General features: G+C 70.8%; 22 protein-coding genes. 13 read left to right on the forward strand and 9 right to left on the reverse strand.

The window, feature by feature from the left end:
- A complete protein-coding gene (locus IW248_RS26445) occupies window positions 1-672 on the reverse strand; it encodes a DUF998 domain-containing protein (RefSeq protein WP_196929110.1) in 672 nt (223 codons plus the stop codon).
- 201 nt (window positions 673-873) lie between these two features.
- Between IW248_RS26445 and IW248_RS26450 the strand changes: the two genes are divergently transcribed.
- The 7 genes from IW248_RS26450 (at window position 874) to IW248_RS26480 (ending at window position 8,121) form a co-directional block, all read left to right on the forward strand.
- Complete coding sequence (locus IW248_RS26450; RefSeq protein ID WP_007466279.1) at window positions 874-1,182, forward strand: YbaB/EbfC family nucleoid-associated protein; 309 nt, start codon at window positions 874-876, stop codon at window positions 1,180-1,182.
- An 8-nt stretch (window positions 1,183-1,190) separates the two neighbouring features.
- Entirely contained in the window at window positions 1,191-1,784 is a 594-nt protein-coding gene (gene recR, locus IW248_RS26455; RefSeq protein WP_124823358.1) for a recombination mediator RecR, read from the forward strand.
- A gap of 313 nt (window positions 1,785-2,097) precedes the next feature.
- Complete coding sequence (locus tag IW248_RS26460; RefSeq protein WP_196929111.1) at window positions 2,098-3,759, forward strand: ABC transporter substrate-binding protein; 1,662 nt, start codon at window positions 2,098-2,100, stop codon at window positions 3,757-3,759.
- An 85-nt stretch (window positions 3,760-3,844) separates the two neighbouring features.
- Window positions 3,845-4,849, forward strand: a complete 1,005-nt coding sequence (locus IW248_RS26465) for an ABC transporter permease (RefSeq protein WP_124823356.1) — start codon at window positions 3,845-3,847, stop codon at window positions 4,847-4,849.
- Complete coding sequence (locus IW248_RS26470; RefSeq protein WP_124823355.1) at window positions 4,846-5,808, forward strand: ABC transporter permease; 963 nt, start codon at window positions 4,846-4,848, stop codon at window positions 5,806-5,808. The genes IW248_RS26465 and IW248_RS26470 overlap by 4 nt, the downstream gene beginning before the upstream one ends.
- Window positions 5,809-5,930: 122 nt before the next feature.
- On the forward strand, window positions 5,931-6,941 hold the full coding sequence (locus IW248_RS26475) for an ABC transporter ATP-binding protein (protein WP_196929112.1): 1,011 nt from the start codon (window positions 5,931-5,933) through the stop codon (window positions 6,939-6,941).
- Between the two features lie 76 nt (window positions 6,942-7,017).
- On the forward strand, window positions 7,018-8,121 hold the full coding sequence (locus IW248_RS26480) for an ABC transporter ATP-binding protein (protein WP_124823353.1): 1,104 nt from the start codon (window positions 7,018-7,020) through the stop codon (window positions 8,119-8,121).
- 25 nt (window positions 8,122-8,146) lie between these two features.
- Here the strand turns inward: IW248_RS26480 and IW248_RS26485 are convergent, their stop codons facing one another.
- Both IW248_RS26485 and IW248_RS26490 read right to left on the reverse strand, forming a co-directional pair.
- On the reverse strand, window positions 8,147-8,536 hold the full coding sequence (locus IW248_RS26485) for a hypothetical protein (protein ID WP_196930374.1): 390 nt from the start codon (window positions 8,534-8,536) through the stop codon (window positions 8,147-8,149).
- Entirely contained in the window at window positions 8,512-9,168 is a 657-nt protein-coding gene (locus IW248_RS26490; RefSeq protein ID WP_196929113.1) for an HNH endonuclease family protein, read from the reverse strand. Before IW248_RS26490 ends, IW248_RS26485 begins: the two co-directional genes overlap by 25 nt.
- Before the next feature lie 107 nt (window positions 9,169-9,275).
- Here IW248_RS26490 and IW248_RS26495 point away from each other — a divergent pair, with 107 nt between their 5' ends.
- Window positions 9,276-10,769, forward strand: coding sequence for an MFS transporter (locus IW248_RS26495; RefSeq protein WP_196929114.1), 1,494 nt, complete (start codon window positions 9,276-9,278; stop codon window positions 10,767-10,769).
- A gap of 29 nt (window positions 10,770-10,798) precedes the next feature.
- Here IW248_RS26495 and leuA read toward each other — a convergent pair whose 3' ends face one another.
- Together leuA and IW248_RS26505 are read right to left on the reverse strand one after the other, a co-directional pair.
- Window positions 10,799-12,550, reverse strand: a complete 1,752-nt coding sequence (gene leuA, locus IW248_RS26500) for a 2-isopropylmalate synthase (RefSeq protein ID WP_196929115.1) — start codon at window positions 12,548-12,550, stop codon at window positions 10,799-10,801.
- Window positions 12,551-12,787: 237 nt separating this feature from the next.
- On the reverse strand, window positions 12,788-14,059 hold the full coding sequence (locus IW248_RS26505; RefSeq protein WP_196929116.1) for an MFS transporter: 1,272 nt from the start codon (window positions 14,057-14,059) through the stop codon (window positions 12,788-12,790).
- A gap of 76 nt (window positions 14,060-14,135) precedes the next feature.
- Here IW248_RS26505 and IW248_RS26510 point away from each other — a divergent pair, with 76 nt between their 5' ends.
- Window positions 14,136-15,122 carry an ArsR/SmtB family transcription factor gene (locus tag IW248_RS26510; RefSeq protein WP_196929117.1) on the forward strand — a complete coding sequence of 329 codons (987 nt, stop codon included), beginning with the start codon at window positions 14,136-14,138 and terminating at the stop codon, window positions 15,120-15,122.
- A 13-nt stretch (window positions 15,123-15,135) separates the two neighbouring features.
- Here IW248_RS26510 and IW248_RS26515 read toward each other — a convergent pair whose 3' ends face one another.
- Together IW248_RS26515 and IW248_RS26520 are read right to left on the reverse strand one after the other, a co-directional pair.
- Window positions 15,136-15,666: a nitroreductase family protein gene (locus tag IW248_RS26515; RefSeq protein WP_196929118.1), complete on the reverse strand. Its 531-nt coding sequence runs from the start codon at window positions 15,664-15,666 to the stop codon at window positions 15,136-15,138.
- Between the two features lie 85 nt (window positions 15,667-15,751).
- Window positions 15,752-16,543 carry a hypothetical protein gene (locus tag IW248_RS26520; RefSeq protein WP_307788247.1) on the reverse strand — a complete coding sequence of 264 codons (792 nt, stop codon included), beginning with the start codon at window positions 16,541-16,543 and terminating at the stop codon, window positions 15,752-15,754.
- A 261-nt stretch (window positions 16,544-16,804) separates the two neighbouring features.
- Here IW248_RS26520 and IW248_RS26525 point away from each other — a divergent pair, with 261 nt between their 5' ends.
- Both IW248_RS26525 and IW248_RS26530 read left to right on the forward strand, forming a co-directional pair.
- On the forward strand, window positions 16,805-18,070 hold the full coding sequence (locus IW248_RS26525) for an aspartate kinase (protein WP_124823345.1): 1,266 nt from the start codon (window positions 16,805-16,807) through the stop codon (window positions 18,068-18,070).
- Window positions 18,071-18,075: 5 nt separating this feature from the next.
- Window positions 18,076-19,137, forward strand: coding sequence for an aspartate-semialdehyde dehydrogenase (locus tag IW248_RS26530; RefSeq protein ID WP_196929119.1), 1,062 nt, complete (start codon window positions 18,076-18,078; stop codon window positions 19,135-19,137).
- 149 nt (window positions 19,138-19,286) lie between these two features.
- Here IW248_RS26530 and IW248_RS26535 read toward each other — a convergent pair whose 3' ends face one another.
- Window positions 19,287-20,651: a diguanylate cyclase gene (locus tag IW248_RS26535; protein WP_231397827.1), complete on the reverse strand. Its 1,365-nt coding sequence runs from the start codon at window positions 20,649-20,651 to the stop codon at window positions 19,287-19,289.
- 243 nt (window positions 20,652-20,894) lie between these two features.
- Between IW248_RS26535 and IW248_RS26540 the strand changes: the two genes are divergently transcribed.
- Window positions 20,895-21,674: a phosphodiesterase gene (locus tag IW248_RS26540; protein ID WP_196929121.1), complete on the forward strand. Its 780-nt coding sequence runs from the start codon at window positions 20,895-20,897 to the stop codon at window positions 21,672-21,674.
- 10 nt (window positions 21,675-21,684) lie between these two features.
- On the forward strand, window positions 21,685-22,335 hold the full coding sequence (locus tag IW248_RS26545) for a histone deacetylase (protein ID WP_307788248.1): 651 nt from the start codon (window positions 21,685-21,687) through the stop codon (window positions 22,333-22,335).
- Between the two features lie 46 nt (window positions 22,336-22,381).
- Here IW248_RS26545 and IW248_RS26550 read toward each other — a convergent pair whose 3' ends face one another.
- Window positions 22,382-23,179: an alpha/beta fold hydrolase gene (locus IW248_RS26550; protein WP_196929122.1), complete on the reverse strand. Its 798-nt coding sequence runs from the start codon at window positions 23,177-23,179 to the stop codon at window positions 22,382-22,384.
- Window positions 23,180-23,350: the final 171 nt, after the last annotated feature.

A 23,350-nucleotide genomic window follows, 5' to 3' on the forward strand; every position in this document is an offset into this window, starting at 1 on the left:
TTATGTCGAGGCAGAAAGTGCAAGATCGCGCAGGGGAGGGGGTTCGGCTAGCAGGACTCCCAGGGCGCAGGCCCAGAGGGGGAAGGGTAGGACGGCTAGGCGTTCCATGCCTCCTACACCGATCCCGACGCCTTGCTGGGCGAAGAACAGCACAGTCCCGGCCAGCGCGATTAGCCCGGCGGTGAGGGTGAGCGGTCGCCAGCGGCCGAGCGTCGTGCTGTGCGGAGCGAAGCCGGCGAGGAGTAGGCCGACGTTGCCCATCCCCATGATCAGGAATGCGCCGAGGACGTGCAGGTTCTCGTCCACGTCGGCCGGGTAGACGGCTGCGAGGGCGTATCCGCCGGTGGCCAGCAGTAGGAGCGTCTGGGCCGAGCGCACCACACCGCCGCGACCGAGGATCCGCCAGGTCAGCAGGAGCCCGACGGCGAGCAGTACGGCGGTGGCCAGCATCGCGGTGTTCATGAGTGGGTGCCACGGCGAGCAGACGTAGCGGGGGCGGGTGGTGTCCCAGACGCCGCAGTGGGCGTTGCCGAGGTCGCTGATGTTGTGGGTGGCCCAGCTGTAGGTGGGCTCGCGCCACCGCAGCCCGCTGATCAGGCTGGCGACGAGGAAGATGGGCGCGGCCGCGAGCCAGCACAGCGCGCCGACCCGGCCGGTGCGGTTGAGGTTCATGACACGAGCAGACCAGTGCGGCGGCTCCCAGCGCACTACCAGCAGATGGCCGGTTCGGGGTAGGGGTAGCCGTACCCAAGGCTCGGCGTGGGCGGGACGAACCGGGCGGGGCGAGGTCGGTCCCAGCGGATAGGCTGAGCGGCGGTCGAGCAGACGAGTGTGAGAAGGAGCCATCCCGTGCGCCCAGGTGGACAGCCGAACATGCAGCAGATGCTGAAGCAGGCGCAGAAGATGCAGCAGCAGATCGCCGCCGCCCAGGCCGAGCTGGCCGAGGCCGAGCTGACCGGCACCGCCGGTGGCGGGCTGGTCACCGCGACCGTCTCCGGCTCCGGCGAGCTGAAGGCCATCAAGATCGACCCGAAGGCCGTCGACCCGGACGACGTGGAGACGCTGGAGGATCTGGTCGTCGCGGCCGTGCACAACGCCGCCGAGGCGGCCCGAGAGTTGACCGAGCGCAAGATGGGCCCGGTCGCCGGCGGCATGGGCGGCCTCGGCCTGCCCGGTTTCTGAGCCGGCAGATGTACGAAGGTGCCATCCAGGATCTGATCGACGAGCTGGGTCGGCTGCCGGGCGTGGGCCCGAAGAGCGCTCAGCGGATCGCGTTCTACGTCCTGTCGGCGGATCCGGCCGACGTCAACCGGCTGGCCGGCGCGCTGCGCAAGGTCAAGGAGCTGGTGCGGTTCTGCACGACCTGTTACAACGTGGCCGAGTCCGAGCAGTGCCGGATCTGCCGCGACCCGCGCCGCACCGACGAGGTGCTGTGCGTGGTGGAGGAGCCCAAGGACGTGGTGGCGGTCGAGCGGACGGGTGAGTTCCGCGGTCGCTACCACGTGCTGGGCGGGGCGATCAATCCGCTGGAGGGGATCGGCCCCGACAACCTGCGCATCCGGGAGCTGATGACCCGGTTGAGCGGTGGGGAGGTGCGGGAGTTGATCCTCGCCACCGACCCGAACACCGAGGGCGAGGCGACCGCCACCTACCTGGCGCTGATGGTGAAGCCGATGGGCATCTCGGTGACCCGGCTGGCCAGTGGGCTGCCGGTCGGCGGCGATCTGGAGTACGCCGACGAGATCACCCTCGGTCGGGCGTTCGAGGGGCGCCGGGCCGTCTGATTCCCTGACGTACGGCCGGTGGCCGGCACCCGGGTGGGTGCCGGCCACCGCTGTGTCTCTGCCCGGAAATGATCTGACACCTGTCCCCTCATCGGGGCTGTTCGACGTAACAGTTCGGCATCGCGGATGCAGATTGATCGGTTTTTGCCGCTGTTTACCTAAGAATCGAATGCCAAGCGGCGGTTGAGGCACGATTCGATACCAACCGTCTACCCGGCGGTTTCCGGGTGGACGGATCGGGAGCTATGGTCACCGCCATCGGTGACCCCTGTCACCACGTTGTCCGTACCCCCAAGGACGAGGTGAAGCACACATGCGTGCACCCAGGCCGAAGGTCGCGATCGCGGCCATCGCGGTCGCGGCCCTCGCGGTAGCAGGCTGCGCCGAGAGCAACCGCGACGACAAATCCGGCGGTAGCAAGAAGGACACCCTCGTCTTCGGCGTCGCCGGAGACCCGAAGGTGCTCGACCCGAGCTTCGCCAGCGACGGTGAGTCGCTGCGCGTGGCGCGTCAGGTCTTCGAGACCCTGGTCCGACCGGAGGAGGGTGGCACGAAGGTCACCCCCGGCCTGGCCGAGTCCTGGACCCCGGACGCCGCCGGCACCACCTGGACCTTCAAGCTCCGCTCGGGCGTGAAGTTCCACGACGGCACCGACTTCAACGCCGAGGCCGTCTGCGTCAACTTCAACCGCTGGTACAACGCCAAGGGCCTCATGCAGAGCCCGGACGTGACCGCGTACTGGCAGGACGTCATGGGCGGCTTCGCCAAGAACGAGAACGCGGATCTCCCGCCGAGTCTCTTCAAGTCCTGCGCCGCCAAGGACGCCACCACTGTGGACCTGTCCTTCACCCGGGTCTCCAGCAAGATCCCGGCCGCGCTGATGCTCCCCTCGTTCTCCATCCACAGCCCGAAGGCGCTGCAGGAGTTCGACGCGAGCAACGTCGCGGGCACCGCCGAGGACATCAAGTACCCGGCGTACGCGACGGAGCACCCGACCGGCACCGGCCCGTTCAAGTTCAAGACCTGGGACGTCGCCAACAAGACGCTGACCCTGGAGCGCAACGAGGACTACTCGGGCGCCAAGGCCAAGCTGAAGACCCTCATCTTCAAGACGATCTCGGATGAGAACGCCCGCAAGCAGGCGCTGCGCTCCGGTGACATCCAGGGCTACGACCTGGTTGGCCCGGCCGACGTCGAGCCGCTGAAGTCCGAGGGCTTCAACATGCTCACGCGCCCGGCGTTCAACGTGCTCTACCTGGCGATGAACCAGAAGGGCAACCCGAAGCTCGCCGACATCCGTGTCCGGCAGGCCATCGCGTACGCCCTGAACCGTCAGCAGCTGGTCACCTCCAAGCTGCCGCCGGGAGCCAAGGTCGCCGACAACTTCATGCCGGACACCGTCGAGGGCTGGAACGGTGACGTCACGAAGTACACCTACGACCCGGCCAAGGCGAAGGCGCTGCTGGCCGAGGCCGGAGCGTCGAACCTGACGCTGAAGTTCCACTACCCGACCGAGGTCACCCGGCCGTACATGCCGAACCCGAAGGACATCTTCGAGTTGCTCTCGGCGGACCTGAAGGCCGTTGGCATCACCGTCGAGGCGATCCCGCTGAAGTGGAGCCCGGACTACCTGAACGCCACCACCTCGGGTAGCAAGCACGACATCCACTTCCTGGGCTGGACCGGTGACTACGGCGACGCCTACAACTTCATCGGCACCTTCTTCGACCGGCCGAAGGACGAGTGGGGCTTCAACAACAAGGCCCTGTTCGACCAGTTCAAGGACGCGGACAGCACCGCTGACATCGCGGCCCGGACCGAGAAGTACAAGGCCCTGAACAAGTCCGTGATGGAGTTCCTGCCCGGTGTGCCGATCTCGCACTCGCCGCCGGCGATCGTGTTCGGCAAGGACGTGACCGGCGTCAAGGCGAGCCCGCTCACCGACGAGCGGTACGCGACCGCCGAGTTCAAGTAAGTCCTGATCTGACGCAGCAAGGAACGCGGGCGGGCGCTGTCGCACAGCGCCCGCCCGCAACCCTCCGCACCCCTTCGAGGCCGCCGTGTTCCGGTTCATCGTCAGGCGCCTGCTTCAGCTGATACCCACGCTGTTCGGGCTCTCCCTCCTGCTCTTCATCTGGCTCCGCCGACTCCCCGGCGGCCCCGAGACCGCCATTCTCGGCGAGCGCGGCACACCCGAGATGCGGGCCGCGATCCGCCGCAACATGGGGCTCGACGAGCCCATCCTGGTGCAGTACGGCCGTTTCGTACGGCGGATGATCAAGCTCGACCTGGGCACCTCGACCTCCACCAAGCGGGCGGTCACCACGGAGTTCATCGAGCGTTTCCCCGGCACCGTCGAGCTGACCATCACCGCGATGATCATCGCCATCGGCGTTGGCATCCCGCTGGGCTACCTGGCGGCCCGTCGTCGCGGCCGTTTCCTGGACCACGCGTCCGTGGGCGGCTCGCTGATCGGCATCTGCATCCCGGTCTTCTTCCTGGGCTACGTGCTCAAAGCGATCTTCTCGGAGAACCTGCACTGGTTCCCGTCCAGCGGCCGGCAGGACCCGACTCTCGGGGCGACCCGGGTCACCAACTTCTTCGTCCTGGACGGGTTGATGACCCGTGAGTGGGACGCCGCAGCCGACGCCCTCTGGCATCTGGTGTTGCCCAGCATTGCGCTGGCCAGCATCCCGCTGGCGATCATCGTCCGGATCACCCGGGCGAGCGTGCTGGAGGTGCTGAACGAGGACTTCGTGCGAACCGCCGAGGCAAAGGGCCTGACCCAGCAGACGGTTCGTCGCCGGCACGTCCTGCGCAACGCCATGCTGCCGGTCGCCACCTCGATCGGTCTGCTCGCGGGCGGCCTGCTCTCGGGCGCGGTGCTGACCGAGACCGTCTTCGCCTTCAGCGGCATCGGAGCGTTCGTCGCCGAGGCCATCGGCCAACGCGACTATCCGGTGCTGATGGGCTTCATTCTGATCATCGCGGTGGTGTACGTGCTGGTGAACCTGCTGGTCGATCTCTCCTACAGCTTCATCGACCCGAGGGTGAGGGTGCGATGACACTCAGCCCAGGCAAGAAGCGCGAAAAGATCGACCGGCTCTCCGAGTTGGCCGCCCGTGACGACGAGCGGGGTGTCAGCCTCTGGCAGGAGGCGTTCCGCCGGCTGCGCGGTAACCCGGCCGCGATCGTCGGCGCCGTCATCCTGGCGCTCTTCGTGCTGGTCGCGGTGGTCGGCCCGTTCCTCGTGCCGTACGCGGCGACGGACACGATCGGCATCCGGGAGGGGCTGATCAAGCCGGGTGTCATCCCCGGCCCGACCGGTGAGCACTGGTTCGGTTACGACCACCAGGGCCGGGACGAGTTCAGCCGGATGATCGTGGGTGCCCGTCAGACCCTGCTGGTCGGCGTGGTCTCCACCCTGATCGGTCTGGCGATCGGCGCCCTGATCGGTGGCGTCTCCGGCGCCGCGGCGGGTCTCGGTGGCCGGTGGGGGCGGTGGATCGACACCACCCTGATGCGCTTCATCGACATGCTGCTGGCGATGCCGAGCCTGCTGCTGGCGGTGAGCATCGCAGCTCTGCTCGGGGCCAGCCTGACCACTGTGATGATCGCGGTCGGTGTGGTCTCGGTGCCGGTGTTCGCCCGGCTGCTGCGCGGCTCGATGATCTCCCAGGCCAACAGTGACTACGTGCTGGCGGCGACCTCGCTCGGCGTGAAGAAGTCGAAGATCGCGCTGACCCACGTGGTGCCGAACTCGCTCGCCCCGGTGATCGTGCAGGCCACGTTGACCCTGGCCACCGCGATCATCGAGGCTGCGGCGCTCTCCTTCCTCGGCCTCGGCAATCCGGACACCGCCGTGCCGGAGTGGGGGGTCATGCTCGCCGACGCGCAGCAGTACCTCGGCATCCGGCCGTCACTGGCGATCTATCCGGCCGTCGCGATCATCATCACCGCGCTCGGTTTCACCCTGCTGGGTGAGGCGATGCGTGAGGCCCTCGACCCGAAGCTGCGGAAGTAGGCCCGTATGTGTGAAGCGCGAGGAGTGAGCTTGCGAGCCCCGCAGTCGCGAACTGTAGGCCGCTTGTGTGAAGCGCGAGGAGTGAGCTTGCGAGCCCCGCAGTCGCGAACGGAGGGCCAGTAATGGCACTGCTCGAAGTTGAAGATCTCGCCGTCACGTTCACCCGCCGCGGTCAGCGGGCCGTGCACGCGGTCGACGGGGTGTCCTTCTCGGTCGACGCCGGTGAGGTGGTCGGCCTGGTCGGCGAGTCCGGCTGCGGCAAGAGCGTCACCTCGCTCGCGATCATGGGCTTGTTGCCCAAGCAGCCCGGCCTGCGGGTCGGCGGCAAGGCCGTATTCGACGGCACCGACCTGCTCCAGCTCGACGACCGGTCGCGGCGGGACATCCGGGGTCGGGACATCGCGATGATCTTCCAGGACCCGCTCTCCTCGTTGAACCCGGTGATCCCGATCGGGTTGCAGGTGACCGAGGTGCTCAGCCGGCACCGGGGGATGAAGGGCGAGGCCGCGTCGAAGGAGGCGGCGGCGCTGCTGGACCGGGTCGGCATCCCCGACCCGAAGCGGCGGCTCAAGGAGTACCCGCACCAGCTATCCGGTGGGATGCGCCAGCGTGCGCTCATCGCGATGGCGGTGGCCTGCCAGCCACGGCTGCTGATCGCCGACGAGCCGACCACCGCGCTGGACGTCACCATCCAGGCCCAGATCCTGGAGCTGCTCAAGGAGCTGGTCCGGGACTCCGGCACCGCGCTGTTGATGATCACGCATGACCTGGGCGTGGTGGCAGGCATGTGCGACACCGTCAACGTGCTCTACGGCGGCCGGGTGGTGGAGACGGCCCGCCGTCGTCCGCTGTTCCGCCAGCCGCGTCACCCGTACACAGTGGGTCTGCTCGGCTCGGTGCCGCGCCTGGACGCCGGGCGGGGCGAGAAGCTCAACCCGATCCCCGGTTCGGTCCGCGACCTGCTGCCCTGGCCGGATGGATGCGCGTTCGCCCCGCGCTGCGCGCGCCGGATCGACGAGTGTGTGGGCGAGCCGCCGGAGCTGGTGCACGCGCACGACGGACGGAGCTACCGGTGCGTCAACCCGGAGCCGCTGCCGGGCCTGGTGCCCGCCCCGCGCGAGGAGTCAGTGTGAGCGAGCGTAGCGAGCGAACCATCAGGCACAGCAGCGTGGCGTCTCGCGCCGGCGCGGAGCGAAGCGGAGTGCTGGCGTGAGTGAGAACGACATCCTCGTCGAGGTGCGCGACCTGAAGGTGCACTTCCCGATCAAGCGGGGGGTGCTCTTCGACCGGGTGGTCGGCCACGTGAAGGCCGTCGACGGGGTCGACCTGAGCATCGCGCGCGGCAAGACGTACGGCCTGGTCGGCGAGTCCGGCTGTGGCAAGTCCACATTGGGTCGGGCGCTGCTCCAGCTGACCCCGCCGACCGCCGGTGAGGTCAGCTTCGACGGTGTCGAGCTGACCACGCTGCCGTCGGGCAAGCTGCGCAGCATGCGTCGCCGGATGCAGATGATCTTTCAGGATCCGATGTCCAGCCTCGATCCTCGGCAGAACGTGGAGTCGATCCTGACCGAGGGCCTCCAGACCCACGGGATCGGCACCGACCGCACCGACCGGCGGCGGATCATCGGCGAGACCCTGGACGCGGTCGGGCTGCCGCGCTGGGCGCTGTCCCGCTACCCGCACGAGTTCTCCGGCGGGCAGCGGCAGCGCATCGGCATCGCCCGCGCGTTGGTGCTCGGGCCGGAGCTGATCGTCGCCGACGAGCCGGTGTCGGCGCTCGACGTGTCGATCCAGGCCCAGGTGGTCAACCTGCTGGACGAACTTCAGGACAGCCTGGGGCTGACCTACCTGGTGATCGCGCACGACCTCGCGGTGGTGCGCCACATCTCCGACACGGTCGGCGTCATGTATCTGGGCGCGCTGGTCGAGGAGGCACCGAGCGACAGGCTCTACACCGAGCCGCTGCACCCGTACACCCGGGCGTTGATGTCGGCGGTGCCGGTGCCGGACCCGGACGTGGAGGACCGCCGGGAGCGCATCCTGCTCGCCGGTGACCTGCCGTCGCCGGCCAACCCGCCGTCGGGCTGCCGGTTCCACACCCGCTGCCCGTGGGCGCAGCCCACCCGCTGCGCCGACGAGCGACCGGTGCTGCGGGACATCGGCGCCAGCCGGGTGGCCTGCCACTGGGCCGAGCAGATCGCCAGCGGCGAACTGCGCCCGCACGGGGTCAGCGCGCAGATCGTCCGGCCCGAGGGCGAGGGGGACGCGCCGGCCGTGGTCTCCGCGCCCACCGAGCCCGGCTCGTACGTCTGAGACTGGACGCGGTGCCCGGCGCTCGTCAGCCCTCGGGGCGGTTCAGCAGCCCCACCGCGACGCCGTGCACCGCGTCCAGCCCGGCCGGGTCGGCCAGCGTGACCGACGCGCCGGTCACCGCGTACCACTCGTCCGCGTCCTTGTACTGCACCCGCACTGTGACTGTGCCGTCCGCGTACTCGGTGCGCAGCGTCAGGTCGCCGGTGACGACCCCGACCTCGTCGGTCATCACGCCGCCGGGGCCGGGCACGATGTCGGTGGTGCGGCTCTGTGGGCCGGCCGCGCCGCCCGAATCCGCGACCATGCCGGCACCAGGCACGGCGGCGGGGGTCTCGGCGGTGCCGTCCGCTGTCATGCCGGCGGCGGACGGGCCGGTGTCCCCGGCGGCGGTCACGAGTCGCTCCCCACTGAACAGCCCTCCAACATGTCGGTCAGGGCGGCCTTCTCGGCGCTGGTCACCGTCAGCTTCCAGTAGTGCTTGACCGTCACCCAGTCTTGCGCATATTTACACCAGTAAGACCGGTTTGCCGGCTTCCACTGGGACGGGTCCTGGTCACCCTTTGACCGGTTCGAGGACGCCGAAACCGCGAAAAGCTGCGGACGGGTGGTGTCGTTGGCGAAATCGCCGCGCTTCGCGTTGTCCCACTCGTCGGCACCCGAGCGCCACGCGTTGGCCAACGGCACCATGTGGTCGATGTCCACGTCGGAGGGATCCGAGAAGCTGCGACCGTCGTACACGCTCTCCCAGCGCCCACCGACCACGTTGCAGCCGGAGAGCTTCACGTCCTTGCCGTCGCGCTGGAGGATGCTGTCCCGCACATCGCAGTTCTTGCCGGTGTCCCGCCAGTGCGGAAAACGCTCCCGGCTGTAGCCCTTCATCGAGCCGGCGGTAGCGACGGCGAGCTGGCTCAGCTGCTCCGCGGCGTTGCCGCCGTCGCTCGGCGGCGGTGTGGTCGGCTCATCCTGCGGGACGCAACCGGCCACGCCGAGCGCCAGCGCCGCGGCAAGCGCGGCCACCGCCGCTCGCGGTCCTGATCTGGTACGCACAGACGACACCTCTCCAGCTTGGGGGCTCCCGGCGATTGCGCACAGTACCCGGGCACGGTTTCGGCGTTTCGTGGCGTCTCCCACATGATGCAAGGCACATTGGTGGGATGACCGCACCCGTACCGGCGTCCCCCCTCCGGATGGGCACCACTGCCGGCCGCGGCACGCTGCTCGCCGCCGTACTCGCCTCTGGCATGGTCTTCCTCGACGGCACCGTCGTCAACGTGGCGCTGCCGAAACTCGGGCAGGACCTCGGCGCGAACGTCGCCGATCTCCAGTGGACCATCAACGGCTACCTGCTGATGCTGGCGGCGTTCGTGCTGCTCGGCGGCGCGCTCGGCGACCGCTTCGGCCGGCGACGCATCTTCCTCATCGGCGTGGTCTGGTTCACCGCCGCCTCCGTGCTCTGCGGGCTGGCCCAGGACACCGGCATGCTGATCGCGGCCCGGTTCCTCCAGGGCGCCGGTGGCGCGCTGCTCACGCCCGGGTCGCTGTCGGTGCTCCAGGCGAGCTTCCATCCCGACGACCGGGGCCGGGCGATCGGTGCCTGGGCCGGGCTGTCCGGGGTGTCCACAGCGCTGGGCCCGTTCATCGGGGGCTGGCTGATCGACACGCTCTCCTGGCGCTGGATCTTCTTCCTCAACCTGCCGATCGCCGTGCTGGTGCTACTGGCCGCCCTGCGCTGGGTGCCGGAGAGCCGGGACGAGAGCGCCTCCCGCACCGAGGGACGGGATCGGGCCCGACGGCGGTTCGACGTGGCCGGAGCCCTGCTCGGAGCGCTCGCCCTCGCCGGCGTCACCTACGCCCTGATCGACGCGCCGGCCCGCGGGTTCGACTCCGCCGAGGTGCTGATCGCGGCAGTGGTCGGGGTGCTCTCCGCGGTGGCCTTCGTCCTGCTGGAGCGGCGGCGTGGCGACGCCGCGATGCTGCCCACCGGGCTGTTCAGCAGCCGGCTCTTCTCGGTGCTGAACCTCTTCACAGTTGTCGTCTACGCGGCGCTCAGCGGCTTCACCTTCTTCTTCGCCGTCTACCTGCAGAACGTGGTCGGGTGGTCGGCCTTCCGCACCGGCATCGCGTTGCTGCCGATGACCCTGCTGCTGTTGGTCGGCTCCGCGCGCGCCGGTGCGCTGTCGGCGCGGATCGGCCCACGGCTGCCGCTCGCCATCGGACCGGTGATCGCCGCGGTCGGCCTGCTGCTGCTGCGCGGCGTCGGACCGGGCGCGTCGTACTGGCGGGACGTGCTGCCCGGTGTGCTGCTCTTCGGCATCGGGTTGACCCTGGTGGTGGCGCCGCTGACCGCGTCGGTGCTGGCCGCCGTGCAGGACCGGTTCTCCGGAGTGGCCAGCGGCTTCAACAACGCCGCGTCCCGGGCCGGCGGTCTGCTCGCGGTGGCGGCGCTGCCGCTGCTGGTCGGGCTCTCCGGCGCCGGGTACGAGCAGAAGGCCGACCTGACCGACGCGTTCCGGGGCGCGATGAAGTGGTGTGCCGGGCTGCTCGTGGCCGGCGCGGTGCTGGCCCTCGTGCTGGTCCACCGACCGCCCCGGAAAGCTCCGCCGTCCCAGCCCTGCCATTCGCTGCCCGTCGCGACACCCCCGAAGTAGGGAACCACCCCGGGGGTGTCGCGCGTAGGTCAGCGGCGGGCGCGGTTGACGGCGCTGGTGACCGCCTTGATCGACGCGGTGACGATGTTGGCGTCGGTGCCGACACCCCAGACCGTCTTCCCGTCCACCTCACACTCCACGTACGCGGCGGCCTGCGCGTCACCACCGGAGGAGAGCGCGTGCTCGTGGTAGTCGAGCACCCGCACGCCCACTCCGACCGACTGGAGCGCGTTGACGTACGCGTCGATCGGGCCGTTGCCGACGGCGGCCAGGGACCGCTGCTCGCCGCCCACACCGACCTGGGCCTCGATCTCGACCTTGCCGTCGGCCGTGCCGATCGTGTAGCCGGCCAGCCGGACCGCCGGGTCGGGCTGGTGGTCGAGCAGGTAGTGCGTCGCGAAGATCTCCCACATGGCGGTCGGGTCGACCTCGCCGCCGTCGTGGTCGGTGACCTGCTGCACCACCCCGGAGAACTCGATCTGGAGCCGGCGCGGCAGGTCCAGTTGGTGCTCGCTCTTCATGATGTACGCGACGCCGCCCTTGCCGGACTGCGAGTTGACCCGGATGACCGCCTCGTAGGTGCGGCCCAGGTCCTTCGGGTCGATCGGCAGGTAGGGCACCGCCCAGGTGTGCTCGTCCACAGGTACGCCGGCCGCCTTCGCGTCGGCGGCGAGGGCGTCGAAGCCCTTCTTGATGGCGTCCTGGTGGGAGCCGGAGAAGGCGGTGTAGACCAGGTCACCCGCGTACGGGTGGCGCTCGTGCACCGGCAGCTGGTTGCAGTACTCAACCGCTCGCCGGATCTCGTCGATGTTCGAGAAGTCGATCATCGGGTCGATGCCCTGGGAGAAGATGTTGAGCCCCAGCGTCACCAGGTCGACGTTGCCGGTGCGCTCACCGTTGCCGAACAGGCAGCCCTCGATGCGGTCCGCGCCGGCGAGCAGGCCCAGCTCGGCGGCGGCCACCCCGGTGCCCCGGTCGTTGTGCGGGTGCAGGCTCAGCACCACGCTGTCGCGGCGCGGCAGGTGCCGGTGCATCCACTCGATCGAGTCGGCGTACACGTTGGGGGTGGCCATCTCGACGGTGGCCGGCAGGTTGATGATCAGCGGCCGGTCCGGGGTCGGGTCGATCACGTCGATCACCCGGGAGCAGACCTCCAGCGCGTACTCCAGCTCGGTGCCCGTGTACGACTCCGGCGAGTACTCGTAGAAGATCTCGGTGTCCGGGGTGTGGATCTCCGCGTACTTCTGGCAGAGCCGCGCGCCGCTGGTGGCGATGTCGGCGATGCCGTCCCGGTCCAGCCCGAAGACCACCCGTCGCTGGAGCGTCGAGGTCGAGTTGTAGAAGTGCACGATGGCCCGCTTGGCGCCGCGCAGCGACTCGAACGTCCGGTCGATCAGGTGCTCGCGGCACTGGGTGAGCACCTGGATGGTGACGTCGTCCGGGATCATGTCGTCTTCGATGAGCTGCCGGACGAAGTCGAAGTCGGTCTGGCTGGCCGACGGGAAGCCGACCTCGATCTCCTTGTAGCCCATCTGGACCAGCAGCTGGAACATCCGGCGCTTGCGCTCCGGCGACATCGGGTCGATCAGGGCCTGGTTGCCGTCGCGGAGATCCACCGCGCACCAGCGGGGGGCGGCGTCGACGGTGCGGGTCGGCCAGGTGCGGTCCGGCAGTTCGACCCGGAACTGCTCCCGGTACGGCTGGTAGCGGTGGTACGGCATCCGGCTGGGGCGCTGCCGGGCGATCGGATCGGTCTCAGCGTCGGTGACAGGTTGAGCCATCTCAGAGTGCTCCCTGGAACATGTGGCGTCAGCAGATCGGAAGGTGTCGGCGAGATGCCGGGCGACGATGCGCGGCGGTGCCGAGAAGAAACTCGGATGTGCTGGACGGCGCGATGCGACTCCGCGACGAGGTGCCGGCCGGTCAGGCCTCGTCGCGGCGGCTAAGGAGGAGCAGCGCCTGCCACATGACCAGGTCACCCTACGTGATGGAACGGGGGGTGGAAAGACAGGTCCGGACTATGGGACCGGAGTCATGGGCTGCTCCGCGACCTCGGCACCCAGCCGTGGCGTCCGTTCGGCCCAGCTCACCGCGGGCACGATCGCCAGCCCTACCAGCACGAAGATCGCTGCCGTCGGTAACCAACCCCACCCGCCGGTGGACACCCCGAGCGCGGTCAGCCCCGCCGGCGCGATCAGGTACTGGACCTGCACGCCGAGCCCGAGCGCCCCCACGTACGCACCGCGCTGGTCGGCCGGCGGCAGGGTGGCGGTGAGCCCCCAGGTACCCGCCGACTCGATCAGCTCGGCCAGGATCAGCAGCAACGCGGCGGCCACCAGCACCACCACGGTGAGCGCCCCGCGAGTGACGCCGGAAACCGGCAGCACCAGGCAGAACAGGGCGACCAGCAGACCGCCCCGGCGGGAGGCCCGGGCCGCGCCCGCCGCAGTGTCCGCGCCCCGGCTGACGCGTACCTGGAGCAGCACGATCAGGATCGTGTTGAGCAACACCAGCCCGGCGATCACCGTCTTCGGGGCGTCGGTGTGGGTGAGGATCCATAGCGGCAGGACCGTCAGGTAGAGCACCCCGTGCGCGGTGAGCAGCCCGGACAGCACTGACACCGCCATGAACGGCCGGTCCCGGAGCACGGCGAGCCGACTCATCGGCTCCGTCGGTCGGGCCACCTGCGGCAGCCGGGGCAGTCGCCGCACGAACAGTGCCGTCACGAGGAAGACCGTCGAGATGAACCAGACCATCCCCCGGTACGCCGTGATCGTGTCCACCGCCAGCACCAGGCCGCTGATCACCGCGCCGAGCCCGAAGCCGACGTTCAGCGACGAGCGCTGGTACGCCATCGCCGTGACCCGTTCGGCGGGCGGGAGCGCGTTGATCGAGTAGACCTGCCGGGCCACGCCGACAGCGGCGTCCACGGCGGCCAGCGCCACCACCACGGCGAGGAACCCCGCGAAGCCGCCCACGAACGGGTAGGTCGCGAACAGCGCCGCATTCAGCACCAGCCCCACCACCCAGACCCGCTGCGGTCCGTACCTGTCGGTGAGCCCACCCAGCGGCACCGTGCCCAGCAGCGACACCCCCGCCGCGATGGACAGCCCCAACCCGACCTGGGCGGCGCTGAGCCCGAGCGCCCGGGTGAAGAAGACGGCGCTGCCGGCATGGAACAGGCCGCTGCCGACGGCGTAGACCATGGCCTGCACCGCCAGGGCGCGGGTCAGCCCGGCCGGCGGTACGACGTCACGAACGGCGGTGCGGATGGTTTCGGTAGCCCCCATGAGCGGAGTGAAGCCGGCCCCCATCGTTCCGGTCGAGTCTTTTAGGCTGGACCGAATCCTGCTCCGGGGGGGGCGTGTGTCCGAGTTGCGGTTCAGCCTGGCCGACGTGGCGGGTGTGCGGCTCGCCGTGTCACCTGTCAACGAGACGGTCATGAGCATGTGGGCGCTGGCCAAACCGGTCCGCTACGCGGTGCACCTGCCCTGGATCGACCGGGCTCGGGTGACGTTGCGTCGTCCCGAGGTGGCCGACCGGGTCCGACCTCTGGTGGGGTTGGTAGTGCCGGGTCGCTGGCTGCCCGACTTCCTCACCCCGGCGGCCCGACCGAACGTGGAGATGGCCGAGCAACTCGACCAGATCGCCGCGACGCCGCCGGCCGTGGTGGTCCAGGACCTGCTGGCGACCACCTCGCGCCGGCCGCTGACCCCGTTCGGGCGGGCGCTACTGGCCGACCCCGGCGGGCTGCTGCCGCAGGTCGTCGACGCGGTGCGGGTCTGGCACGACGAGGCGATCGCCCCGGACTGGCCGCGGATGCGGGCGCTGCTCGACGCCGACGTGGCGTACCGGGCCGCTCAGCTCGCCGAGAGCGGTGCCGGTCGGTTCTTCGAGCAGCTCCACCCGAGCCTGCGCTGGCACGGCGACCGGGTGATCAGCGACGACACGTTCGAGCGGGACTTCGACCTCCGCGGTCGTGGGCTGGCGCTGAACCCGACGGTGTTCACCGAGCGGCACGTGCTGTGGAACCTGCTGGAGGATTCGCTGCCGGCCGGGGCGTACCCGGTTCGTGCCGTCGGGACGCTCTGGGAGGCGACCGCTCCGCCGCCCGGCGACCCACTGGCACGGGTGATCGGGCCGGGCCGGGCCGCGCTGCTGCACCTGCTCGAGACGGCGCTGACCACCACCGACCTGGCCCGACTCACCGGGATGTCCGCCGGGAACGTCTCCCAGCACCTGGCCGCGCTGCACGGCGCCCGCCTGGTGTCCCGGTCCCGCGAGGGTCGGCACGTGCGCTATCGCAACACCGAGGCCGCGGCGGTCCTGCTCCGGGCCAGCCGGGGCCTGTGACCCCGGCGCTCGATCAGCGCAGCAGCAGGTCGGCAACCGGACGGCGGCGGCGCAGACCGGTCTCCCGGGCACGCAGCTCGGCCGGGAGGGCGAACGGGTCCCCGAGCCGGCCGACGGCGGCGACCACCAACGGGCGGACGCCTCCGGGCAGGTCGAGTTCGGTGGAAAGGCCGGCCCGGTCGAAACGGGTGAGCTGGTGCACGTGCAGGCCGAGCGCGGTGGCCTGCACGGTCAGGTGGGCGATCGCCTGCCCGAGGTCGTACGCGGCGCGCTCGGTGTCGAGGCCGGTGTGGGCGCCGACCACAAGGGTCGCGGCGTGCCGGATCCAGGTCTGGTCGTCGACCGGGAGGCTGATCAGGATCCGTTTCCAGGTTTCGTCGTCCCGGTGGCCGAGGGCGAACCGCCAGGGCTGCCCGTTCTCCGCCGACGGGGCCCAGCGCGCGGCCTCGAGCAGCGAGGCGGACTCCTCCGGGGTCAGCTCGGCGCTCGGGTCGAAGGCTCGTGGACTCCAGCGGTAGGCGAGCAGCGGGGTGAGGTCGGCCATACGACGGATCGTCCTGTATGGGCGATTCGCCCTCTCGGGCAGGGGTGGCTGAATGTGGGCAAGAGCACCCGTAACGGGACGAAGGTCAGGGCGTTGTCGCGCCCGTGCTCTCCGACGGGTCCGGGGTCGGCGGCGCCGCGGTGTCGAGCGGCTCCCGGTCGACCACCACCGGGCCGGCCAGCTGCACGGTGGCCGGCGCCGGGCCGGGTGGAGCGGCCAACCGCAGCGTCCCGGCCCCGGTGCGGACGCCGGTCGGCGTGCCGTCCCGGTCGTAGCAGTAGATGCCCACGTCCAGCGGGGCGTTGAGCGACGCCGAGGTGGAGTCCACCGAGTAGCAGGTGCCGGTGACACCCTCGGGCGCGTCGGCCGGGGCCACCGCCAAGGGCGCGCGTCGGTCGGTGAGCACGTCCAGCCAGTCGGTGAGCGGGTGCTGGACCCGGGGGTCCGACCGACGTGGGATCGCGTCGTCGCGATCACCCAGGCGTACGCAAGTCGCCGACTCGGCATGACCGGCCGACGGGAGGGCGCACTGGAACAGCCCGTCGGCCGTCTCGGCCATCGAGACGTCGGCCGTGCCACCCAACGCGCCCCCCGGCACGTCGACCCGCCAGCTGCCGTCGTTGGCACTGGTTAACACGATGGTGCGATCGGGTCGACCCGTCTGGCTGTACACGTACTGGGCCACCAGGTGGCGGTCCTGGGCCGCCGCGGCCAGCGCGGCCAGCTCATCCCGCGCGGCGTCCACGTCGACCGGCCCCGGATCGGCGGGCGGCGGAGCTGGGGGCTGCTGCGCACTGGTGCAGCCGGCCAGGAGCGCGGGCAGGGCGAGGACGAGCGGCCCGAGCACGCGGCCGGCCGAGCGGATGAGGACGGGCACCGGCCCATTCTGGTGGGTGCGGGCGATCGGTGGGTGCCGACGCGTACCGTGGCTCGCCCCGGCGTGTCGGGCGAGGCCGTGTCCGCGTACCGCCCGACCTGGTGGGATCCGGCCCGGCCGGCCCCGGGCGGGCCGGATGGTGGGATCACCTGACCCGGCGTCGTTACCCGCCGGATACCCTCAAGGGGTCTGACACGCGCCGCCGGCCCCGGTTCCGGCGGCGTCGGCACGCTCAGGGTCGCTGGGAGGGAGTGCACCGTCGTGGCACTCGTGGTGCAGAAGTACGGCGGGTCCTCCGTCGCCAACGCCGAGCGGATCAAGCGGGTGGCCGAGCGCATCGTCGCCGCCCGCAAGGCCGGCGACGACGTGGTGGTGGTGGTCTCCGCGATGGGCGACACCACCGACGAGCTGCTCGACCTGGCCAACCAGGTCAGCCCGCTGCCGCCGGGCCGCGAGCTGGACATGCTGCTCACCGCCGGGGAGCGGATCTCCATGGCCCTGCTGGCCATGGCCATCCACAACCTGGGGTACGAAGCCCGCTCGTTCACCGGTTCGCAGGCCGGCGTGATCACCACGTCGGTGCACGGCCGCGCACGGATCATCGACGTCACCCCCGGGCGGCTCAAGGGCGCGCTCGACGAGGGGTCGGTGGTCATCGTGGCCGGCTTCCAGGGCGTCTCACAGGACACCAAGGACGTCACCACGCTGGGCCGCGGTGGTTCGGACACCACCGCCGTGGCGCTCGCCGCCGCCCTGCACGCCGACGTCTGCGAGATCTACACCGACGTGGACGGCGTCTTCACCGCCGACCCGCGGATCGTGCCCAACGCCCGGCACATCCGGCACATCACCTATGAGGAGATGTTGGAGCTGGCCGCGTGCGGCGCGAAGGTGCTGCACCTGCGTAGCGTGGAGTACGCCCGGCGGGCGGGGTTGCCGATCCACGTCCGTTCGTCATACTCGACCAACACCGGCACGATGGTCACCGGATCGATGGAGGACCTTTCCGTGGAGCAGGCACTGATCACCGGGGTCGCGCACGACCGCAGCGAGGCCAAGATCACGATCGTCGGGGTGCCCGACGAGCCGGGTGCCGCCGCGCGGATCTTCGACACCGTCGCCGGCGCCGAGATCAACATCGACATGATCGTGCAGAACGTCTCCACCGAGGGCACCGGTCGGACGGACATCTCGTTCACCCTGCCCAAGGCCGACGGCCCCACCGCGATGGCGGCACTCAGCAAGATCCAGGAGCCGGTCAAGTTCAAGGGCCTGCTCTACGACGACCACGTCGGCAAGGTCTCGCTGATCGGCGCGGGCATGCGCTCGCACCCCGGTGTGGCGGCCGGCTTCTTCGCCGCGCTCGGCGCCGCCGGGGTCAACATCGAGATGATCTCCACCTCCGAGATCCGGGTCTCCGTGGTCTGCCGGGACAGCGACCTCGACGCCGCCGTCCGCGCCATCCACGACGCGTTCGAGCTGGGCGGCGACACCGAAGCCGTGGTCTACGCGGGGACGGGTAGGTAGCGCCGATGACGGCGCTGCCCACCCTCGCCGTGGTCGGAGCGACAGGTGCCGTCGGCACCGTGATGTGTGAGCTGCTCACCGGGCGACGCAACGTCTGGGGTGAGATCCGGCTGCTCGCCTCCGAACGCTCCGTCGGGCGCCGGGTGCGCTGCCGGGGCGAGGAGATGGTCGTCCAGGCGCTGACCCCCGAGGCGTTCGACGGGGTCGACGTGGCCATGTTCGACGTGCCCGACGAGGTCTCCGCCGAGTGGGCCCCGATCGCCGTCTCCCGAGGCGCGATCGCTGTCGACAACTCCGGCGCGTTCCGGATGGACCGCGACGTCCCGCTGGTCGTTCCGGAGATCAACCCTGAGCAGGTCCGCAACCGGCCGCGGGGCATCATCGCCAACGCCAACTGCACCACGCTCGCGATGATCGTCGCGATCGCGCCGCTGCACCGCGAGTACGGCCTACGAGAGCTGGTCCTCGCCTCCTACCAGGCGGTTTCCGGCGCGGGCAAGTCCGGCGTCGACATCCTGCACGACCAGCTCGCCAAGGTCGCCGGCGATCGGGCGTTGGGCTCGCGCACCGGTGACGTGCGGCAGGCGGTCGGCGACGACCTGGGCCCGTTCCCGGCACCCATGGCGCTCAACGTGGTCCCCTGGGCCGGCTCCCCGGCGGACAGCGGCTGGTCATCCGAAGAGATGAAGATCCGCAACGAGTCGCGGAAGATCCTCGGCCTCCCCGACCTCAAGGTGTCCGCCACCTGCGTCCGGGTGCCGGTCGTCACCGCCCACTCGGTAGCCGTGCACGCGGTCTTCGCCACCGAGGTCGACGCCGAGGGCGCCCGTGAGGCGCTGCGCAACGCCCCCGGAGTGATCCTGGTCGACGACCCCGCGGCCGGGGAGTTCCCGATGCCGATCGACGCCGTCGGCACCGACCCGTCCTGGGTCGGCCGGATCCGCCGCGCCCTGGACGACCCCCGCGCCCTCGACTTCTTCGTCACCGGCGACAACCTCCGCAAGGGCGCAGCCCTCAACACCGCCCAGATCGCCGAGCTCCTAGCCAAAGAACTCCGAACCCCCTAACCCCCGCCCTCGCCCCCGCGCTCCCCGCCCTCGCCGCGGCGATCTTGCAGTTTCTGCGGCGGCATAGGGGATGAATGCGGACAAGACGACGACCGAAAGTGCAAGATCGGCGAGAGCTCGGGGCTTGGGGACTCGCGAGGGGCGGTGGGTTAGGCGGCGGAGAGTAGGACGCCGTCTCGGCCTTGGCGTTTTACCGCGTAGAGGGCCTGGTCGGCTCTTTTCAGCGTGCGGTCTGGGGTTTCGCCGGGGCGGGGGAGGGCGACGCCCACGCTGATCGTGCGGCCGATGCGTCGGGCCGCCTCGGTCAGCCGTTCGGCGATCCGGACCGCCTCCTCCGGGCGGCTCACCTCGATCACCGCGACGAACTCGTCGCCACCGATCCGGTACAACTCGTCGCCGTGCCGCAGCGCCTCCTCCAGCGCCCGGGCCAACCCGACCAGCACCCGGTCGCCGGCCTGGTGGCCGTACGTGTCGTTCACGGTCTTGAAGCCGTCCACGTCGATCGCCAGCAGGGCCGTACGTCCGGGGGTGGCCGCCGCGATCCGCTGCCCGAACGGGCCGGTGTGCCGCAACCCGGTCAGCGGATCCGAGCTGGCCTGCTCCCGCAGCCGGGCCAGCGTGCGCAGTCGGTCCACGCTCGTCCAGGCCTGGCCGGCGAGCAACTCCATCAGGCTGACAGTGGTCGGGTCCGGACGCAGCGCGCGTTCGTCGGCGACCAGCAACACCCCGCCGGCGTCCGTCGGCCCGACCGGCACGGCGACCAGCGTGCGTACCCCCGCCCGGGTCAGTGGACGGTAGTCCTCGGTGGGGGGATGTCCGGCCTCGCCCAGCGTGTACCCGGCGCCGTACCGGTGTGCCCGGTCGACCATCCGGTCCAGGGCGGCCGGACCCGCCCCAGCCAGCTCGGCGCGGATCCGGGTCTCCAGGTCACTCGGCGTCGCCGGGGACGGGCCGAGCTGACCGCCGAGCAGGAGCAGCGCGGTGGAGAGCGTGGAGACCTCCCGGGCGGCGCGGGCCGCCACCCCCATCACCTCCCCCTCGGTCGGTGCGGAGGAGAGCGCGGCGGCGTGCCGGAGCAACTTCTCGCTGCGGCTCTCTGCCGGCGGGCCACCGAGGGCGGCGATCCGCGCGCCGAGCCCGTCGGCGAGCCGCTGCGCGGTCTCCCGCCACGGCTCCAGGTCGGTCGGCTCACTCCACTGCAGGTCGAGCACGCCGATCGCCCGACCCGTCGGGTCCAGTACCGGTACGCACAGCTCGGCGGTCACGTCCGGGCGTACCGGCAGGTAGTCCGGGTCGACTGTGACGTCCGGGACGACGGCGGGAGCGCCGGTGGCGTACACCCGGCCGACGATGCCGGTGCGTGCCGGCACGGTGGCGAAGACCTGCCAGGCCCCGGTCGCCGCGACGCAACGCAGGCGGTCGTGGACCGCGAGCAGCACGGAGATGGTCGCCGGGGTGTGGCGGGACAGCGCGGTGACCGTCCACCGACACGCCTCCGGCGTGCTCGACGCCATCGGCAGGCGGGCGGTGACGTCACGGATGACTCGCTGATGATCCACTCGCACGTCGTTCCAGGTAGGGGAGGGGCCCGGCCGACGCCGAACCGCTCGATCAAGCGTACTCACGGTGGCTGGAACAGTCGGGTTTCGTACACACGTGCTATCCACAGGCTGTGGACGCAGCCTGTGGACGCACGCCCCCCGGGATGCCGCGCCTGGCGATAGCGTGGAGCATCCCGGCGCCGAGGAGGCGAGCCCATGCTCATCGCCCAGCTCAGTGACCCGCATCTGACCACCGGCCTGCTCGCCGCCGAACCGGCCGCCGGGTTGCACCGAGCGCTCGGCCGGGTGCTGGCGTTGCGACCCCGACCGGCCTGCGTGGTGATCACCGGCGACCTGGTCGACCACGGCCAGCCCGACGAGTACGCGGCCCTGCGCGAGGTGATCGGCCGGTTCCCGCTGCCGGTGCACCTGACCACCGGCAACCATGACGACCGGGAGTCCCTGCTCGACGCGTTCGGGGGCACTCCGTGGCTCGGCGGCGGCTTCTCGGCCTACTACCACGTCGACCACGAGGCGGCGTCGGTCGTGGTGCTCGACTCGCTCGTCCCCGGCAGCGACGGCGGCCAACTCGGCGAGGAGCAACTCGGCTGGCTCGACGGGGTGCTGGCCGGGCGGCCCGAGGTGCCCGCCGTGCTCTTCCTGCACCATCCGCCGGTCGCGGTCGGCATCCCCGCGGCGGACTCCATCCGGCTCGCCGACGGTGACGCGCTCGCCGAGGTGATCGGCCGGCACCCCCACGTCGTACGGGTCGCCGCCGGCCACCTGCACCGCCCGGTCACCACGGCGTACGCGGGCACGGTCCTCACCGTGGCGCCCAGCACGTGGAAGCAGAGCACCCTCACCATGAGCGCCGACGAGCAGATCGGTTGGGTCAACGAGCCCACCGCCTTCCTGCTGCACTCGGTCGAGGCCGGCGGCTGCGTGACCCACACCGTGCAGGTGAGCCACTCCGCCGGGCAGACCTGCGGCTTCTGAGGGCGTCGTCGTGCTGGCCTGGTACGTCTCGTACGGCTCGAACATGCACGCGGCCCGACTGGGCTGGTACATCGGCGGCGGCTGCCCACCCGGCGGAAAACGGACGTACCCGGGCTGCCGCGACCGGCGTCCACCGAGCCGGTCGACGCCCGTGTCGCTGCCCGGCGGCATCTACTTCGCCGGCGAGTCCGGTGCCTGGACCGGCGGCATGGCCTTCTACGACCCGCACCTGCCGGGCGAGGCCGCGGCCCGCGCCTACCTGGTCACCCTGGAGCAGTTCACCGACATCGCGGCACAGGAGATGTACCGCCCGCCGGGCGACACGGTCGACCTGATCCCCGCCACCGGCGCGGCCATCGACGCCGCCGTCGCCAACGGACGAGCCACGCTCGGCCCGGGACGGTACGAGACGCTGATCTGCCCGGGCAGCCGCGACGGCGTTCCGCTGCTCACCTTCACCGCCCCCGAGGGGGCGTCAGCCGTGCCGTGCCGACCACCCGCGCCGATCTATCTCGGCATGATCGCCCGGGGCCTACGCGAGTCGCACGGCTGGCCGGCCGAGCGGATCGCCACCTACCTGGCGGCCCGGCCCGGCGTGGCGGGCGCCTGGCCACCTGACGCCGTAGCGGCCCTGGTCGAGAAGGCGCTGGTCAACAGCTGACCCGCCCAGGCCCGCCGCCCGCCGGCCGGGTGGTGCGCTGGCGCCGTCAACCGAGGAGGAACTCGCGCAGCGCTGGGGCCAGCGTCGTCGGCGGCACATCGTGGTAGCCGCCGTCGAGGCTGACGGACCGGCCACCCGGAACCGCCTCGGCAGCCGCCAGGCTCGCGTCCCGCAACCACTGTGGACTGCCGGTGCTGTCCACCGCGAGGGTCGGTGTGGTGATGGCCGCCAGCTGGCCCTCGGGGAGTCGTCCTCCGGCGGTGATGATCGCGTCGTACACCAGGGTGTGCGCGACCGCGGTCAGCCCACCCCACATCGGTTGCGACCTCATCGCGGTGATCTGCTCGGCCGGCAGCCCCACCGAGGCGCCGAGGAAGGTCTCCACCGCGCCATCCCGGTCGTCGGCGGCGATCAGCTCGATGAGCTGTGGGGTGATGTTCTTGCGGACGCCCACGTGCGAACCAACCTGGAACGGCGGCTCGAACAGGACCAACCCGGTCACCGGCAACCCCTCAGCGGTGGCGAGGGCGGCCAGGACCGCGCCGGAGGAGATGCCGTAGACGGCGGCGGAACCACCTGCTGCCGCGATCAGGGCAGCCAGGTCGTCGATCTCGCGGCCGATCTCGTACGGCATGGTGTCACCGCTGTGGCCCCGACCCCGACGGTCATAGCCGAAGACTGTGAAATCCGGTGCCAACGCCGCACCCAGGTCCCGGGTCGCGTTGCGATCACTGAACGCGCCGCCGACCAGGATGACCGCCGGCCCGGCACCGGATCGTTCGAACGCGATGGGCGTGCCGTCCGCCGATCGCACCTGCTCCACCACCGGAGTCGATCCGCTCACGATGCCTCCTGTCCGCGTTGGCTGTCCCGTCCTTTCTAGACCCTGGGTCCGACACTGTCCGGCAGACCGCGTTAAACGCCGATCGATTCGGGCCTCGGCGTCCGCGCTGCTCCGATGTGCTGCCCGGGTCGACCGGTCGGCATCCGGATGAGAGGCTGTCGGGGCGGGGGC

The sequence above is a fragment of the Micromonospora ureilytica genome, assembly GCF_015751765.1.
GTDB lineage: Bacteria > Actinomycetota > Actinomycetes > Mycobacteriales > Micromonosporaceae > Micromonospora > Micromonospora ureilytica.

Coding starts and splice junctions, on each gene's coding strand:
- IW248_RS26445 (WP_196929110.1), bottom strand. CDS start 672: ATGAACCTCAACCGCACCGGCCGGGTCGGCGCGCTGTGCTGGCTCGCG.
- IW248_RS26450 (WP_007466279.1), top strand. CDS start 874: ATGCAGCAGATGCTGAAGCAGGCGCAGAAGATGCAGCAGCAGATCGCC.
- recR (WP_124823358.1), top strand. CDS start 1,191: ATGTACGAAGGTGCCATCCAGGATCTGATCGACGAGCTGGGTCGGCTG.
- IW248_RS26460 (WP_196929111.1), top strand. CDS start 2,098: ATGCGTGCACCCAGGCCGAAGGTCGCGATCGCGGCCATCGCGGTCGCG.
- IW248_RS26470 (WP_124823355.1), top strand. CDS start 4,846: ATGACACTCAGCCCAGGCAAGAAGCGCGAAAAGATCGACCGGCTCTCC.
- IW248_RS26475 (WP_196929112.1), top strand. CDS start 5,931: ATGGCACTGCTCGAAGTTGAAGATCTCGCCGTCACGTTCACCCGCCGC.
- IW248_RS26495 (WP_196929114.1), top strand. CDS start 9,276: ATGACCGCACCCGTACCGGCGTCCCCCCTCCGGATGGGCACCACTGCC.
- leuA (WP_196929115.1), bottom strand. CDS start 12,550: ATGGCTCAACCTGTCACCGACGCTGAGACCGATCCGATCGCCCGGCAG.
- IW248_RS26505 (WP_196929116.1), bottom strand. CDS start 14,059: ATGGGGGCTACCGAAACCATCCGCACCGCCGTTCGTGACGTCGTACCG.
- IW248_RS26515 (WP_196929118.1), bottom strand. CDS start 15,666: ATGGCCGACCTCACCCCGCTGCTCGCCTACCGCTGGAGTCCACGAGCC.
- IW248_RS26530 (WP_196929119.1), top strand. CDS start 18,076: ATGACGGCGCTGCCCACCCTCGCCGTGGTCGGAGCGACAGGTGCCGTC.
- IW248_RS26535 (WP_231397827.1), bottom strand. CDS start 20,651: ATGGCGTCGAGCACGCCGGAGGCGTGTCGGTGGACGGTCACCGCGCTG.
- IW248_RS26540 (WP_196929121.1), top strand. CDS start 20,895: ATGCTCATCGCCCAGCTCAGTGACCCGCATCTGACCACCGGCCTGCTC.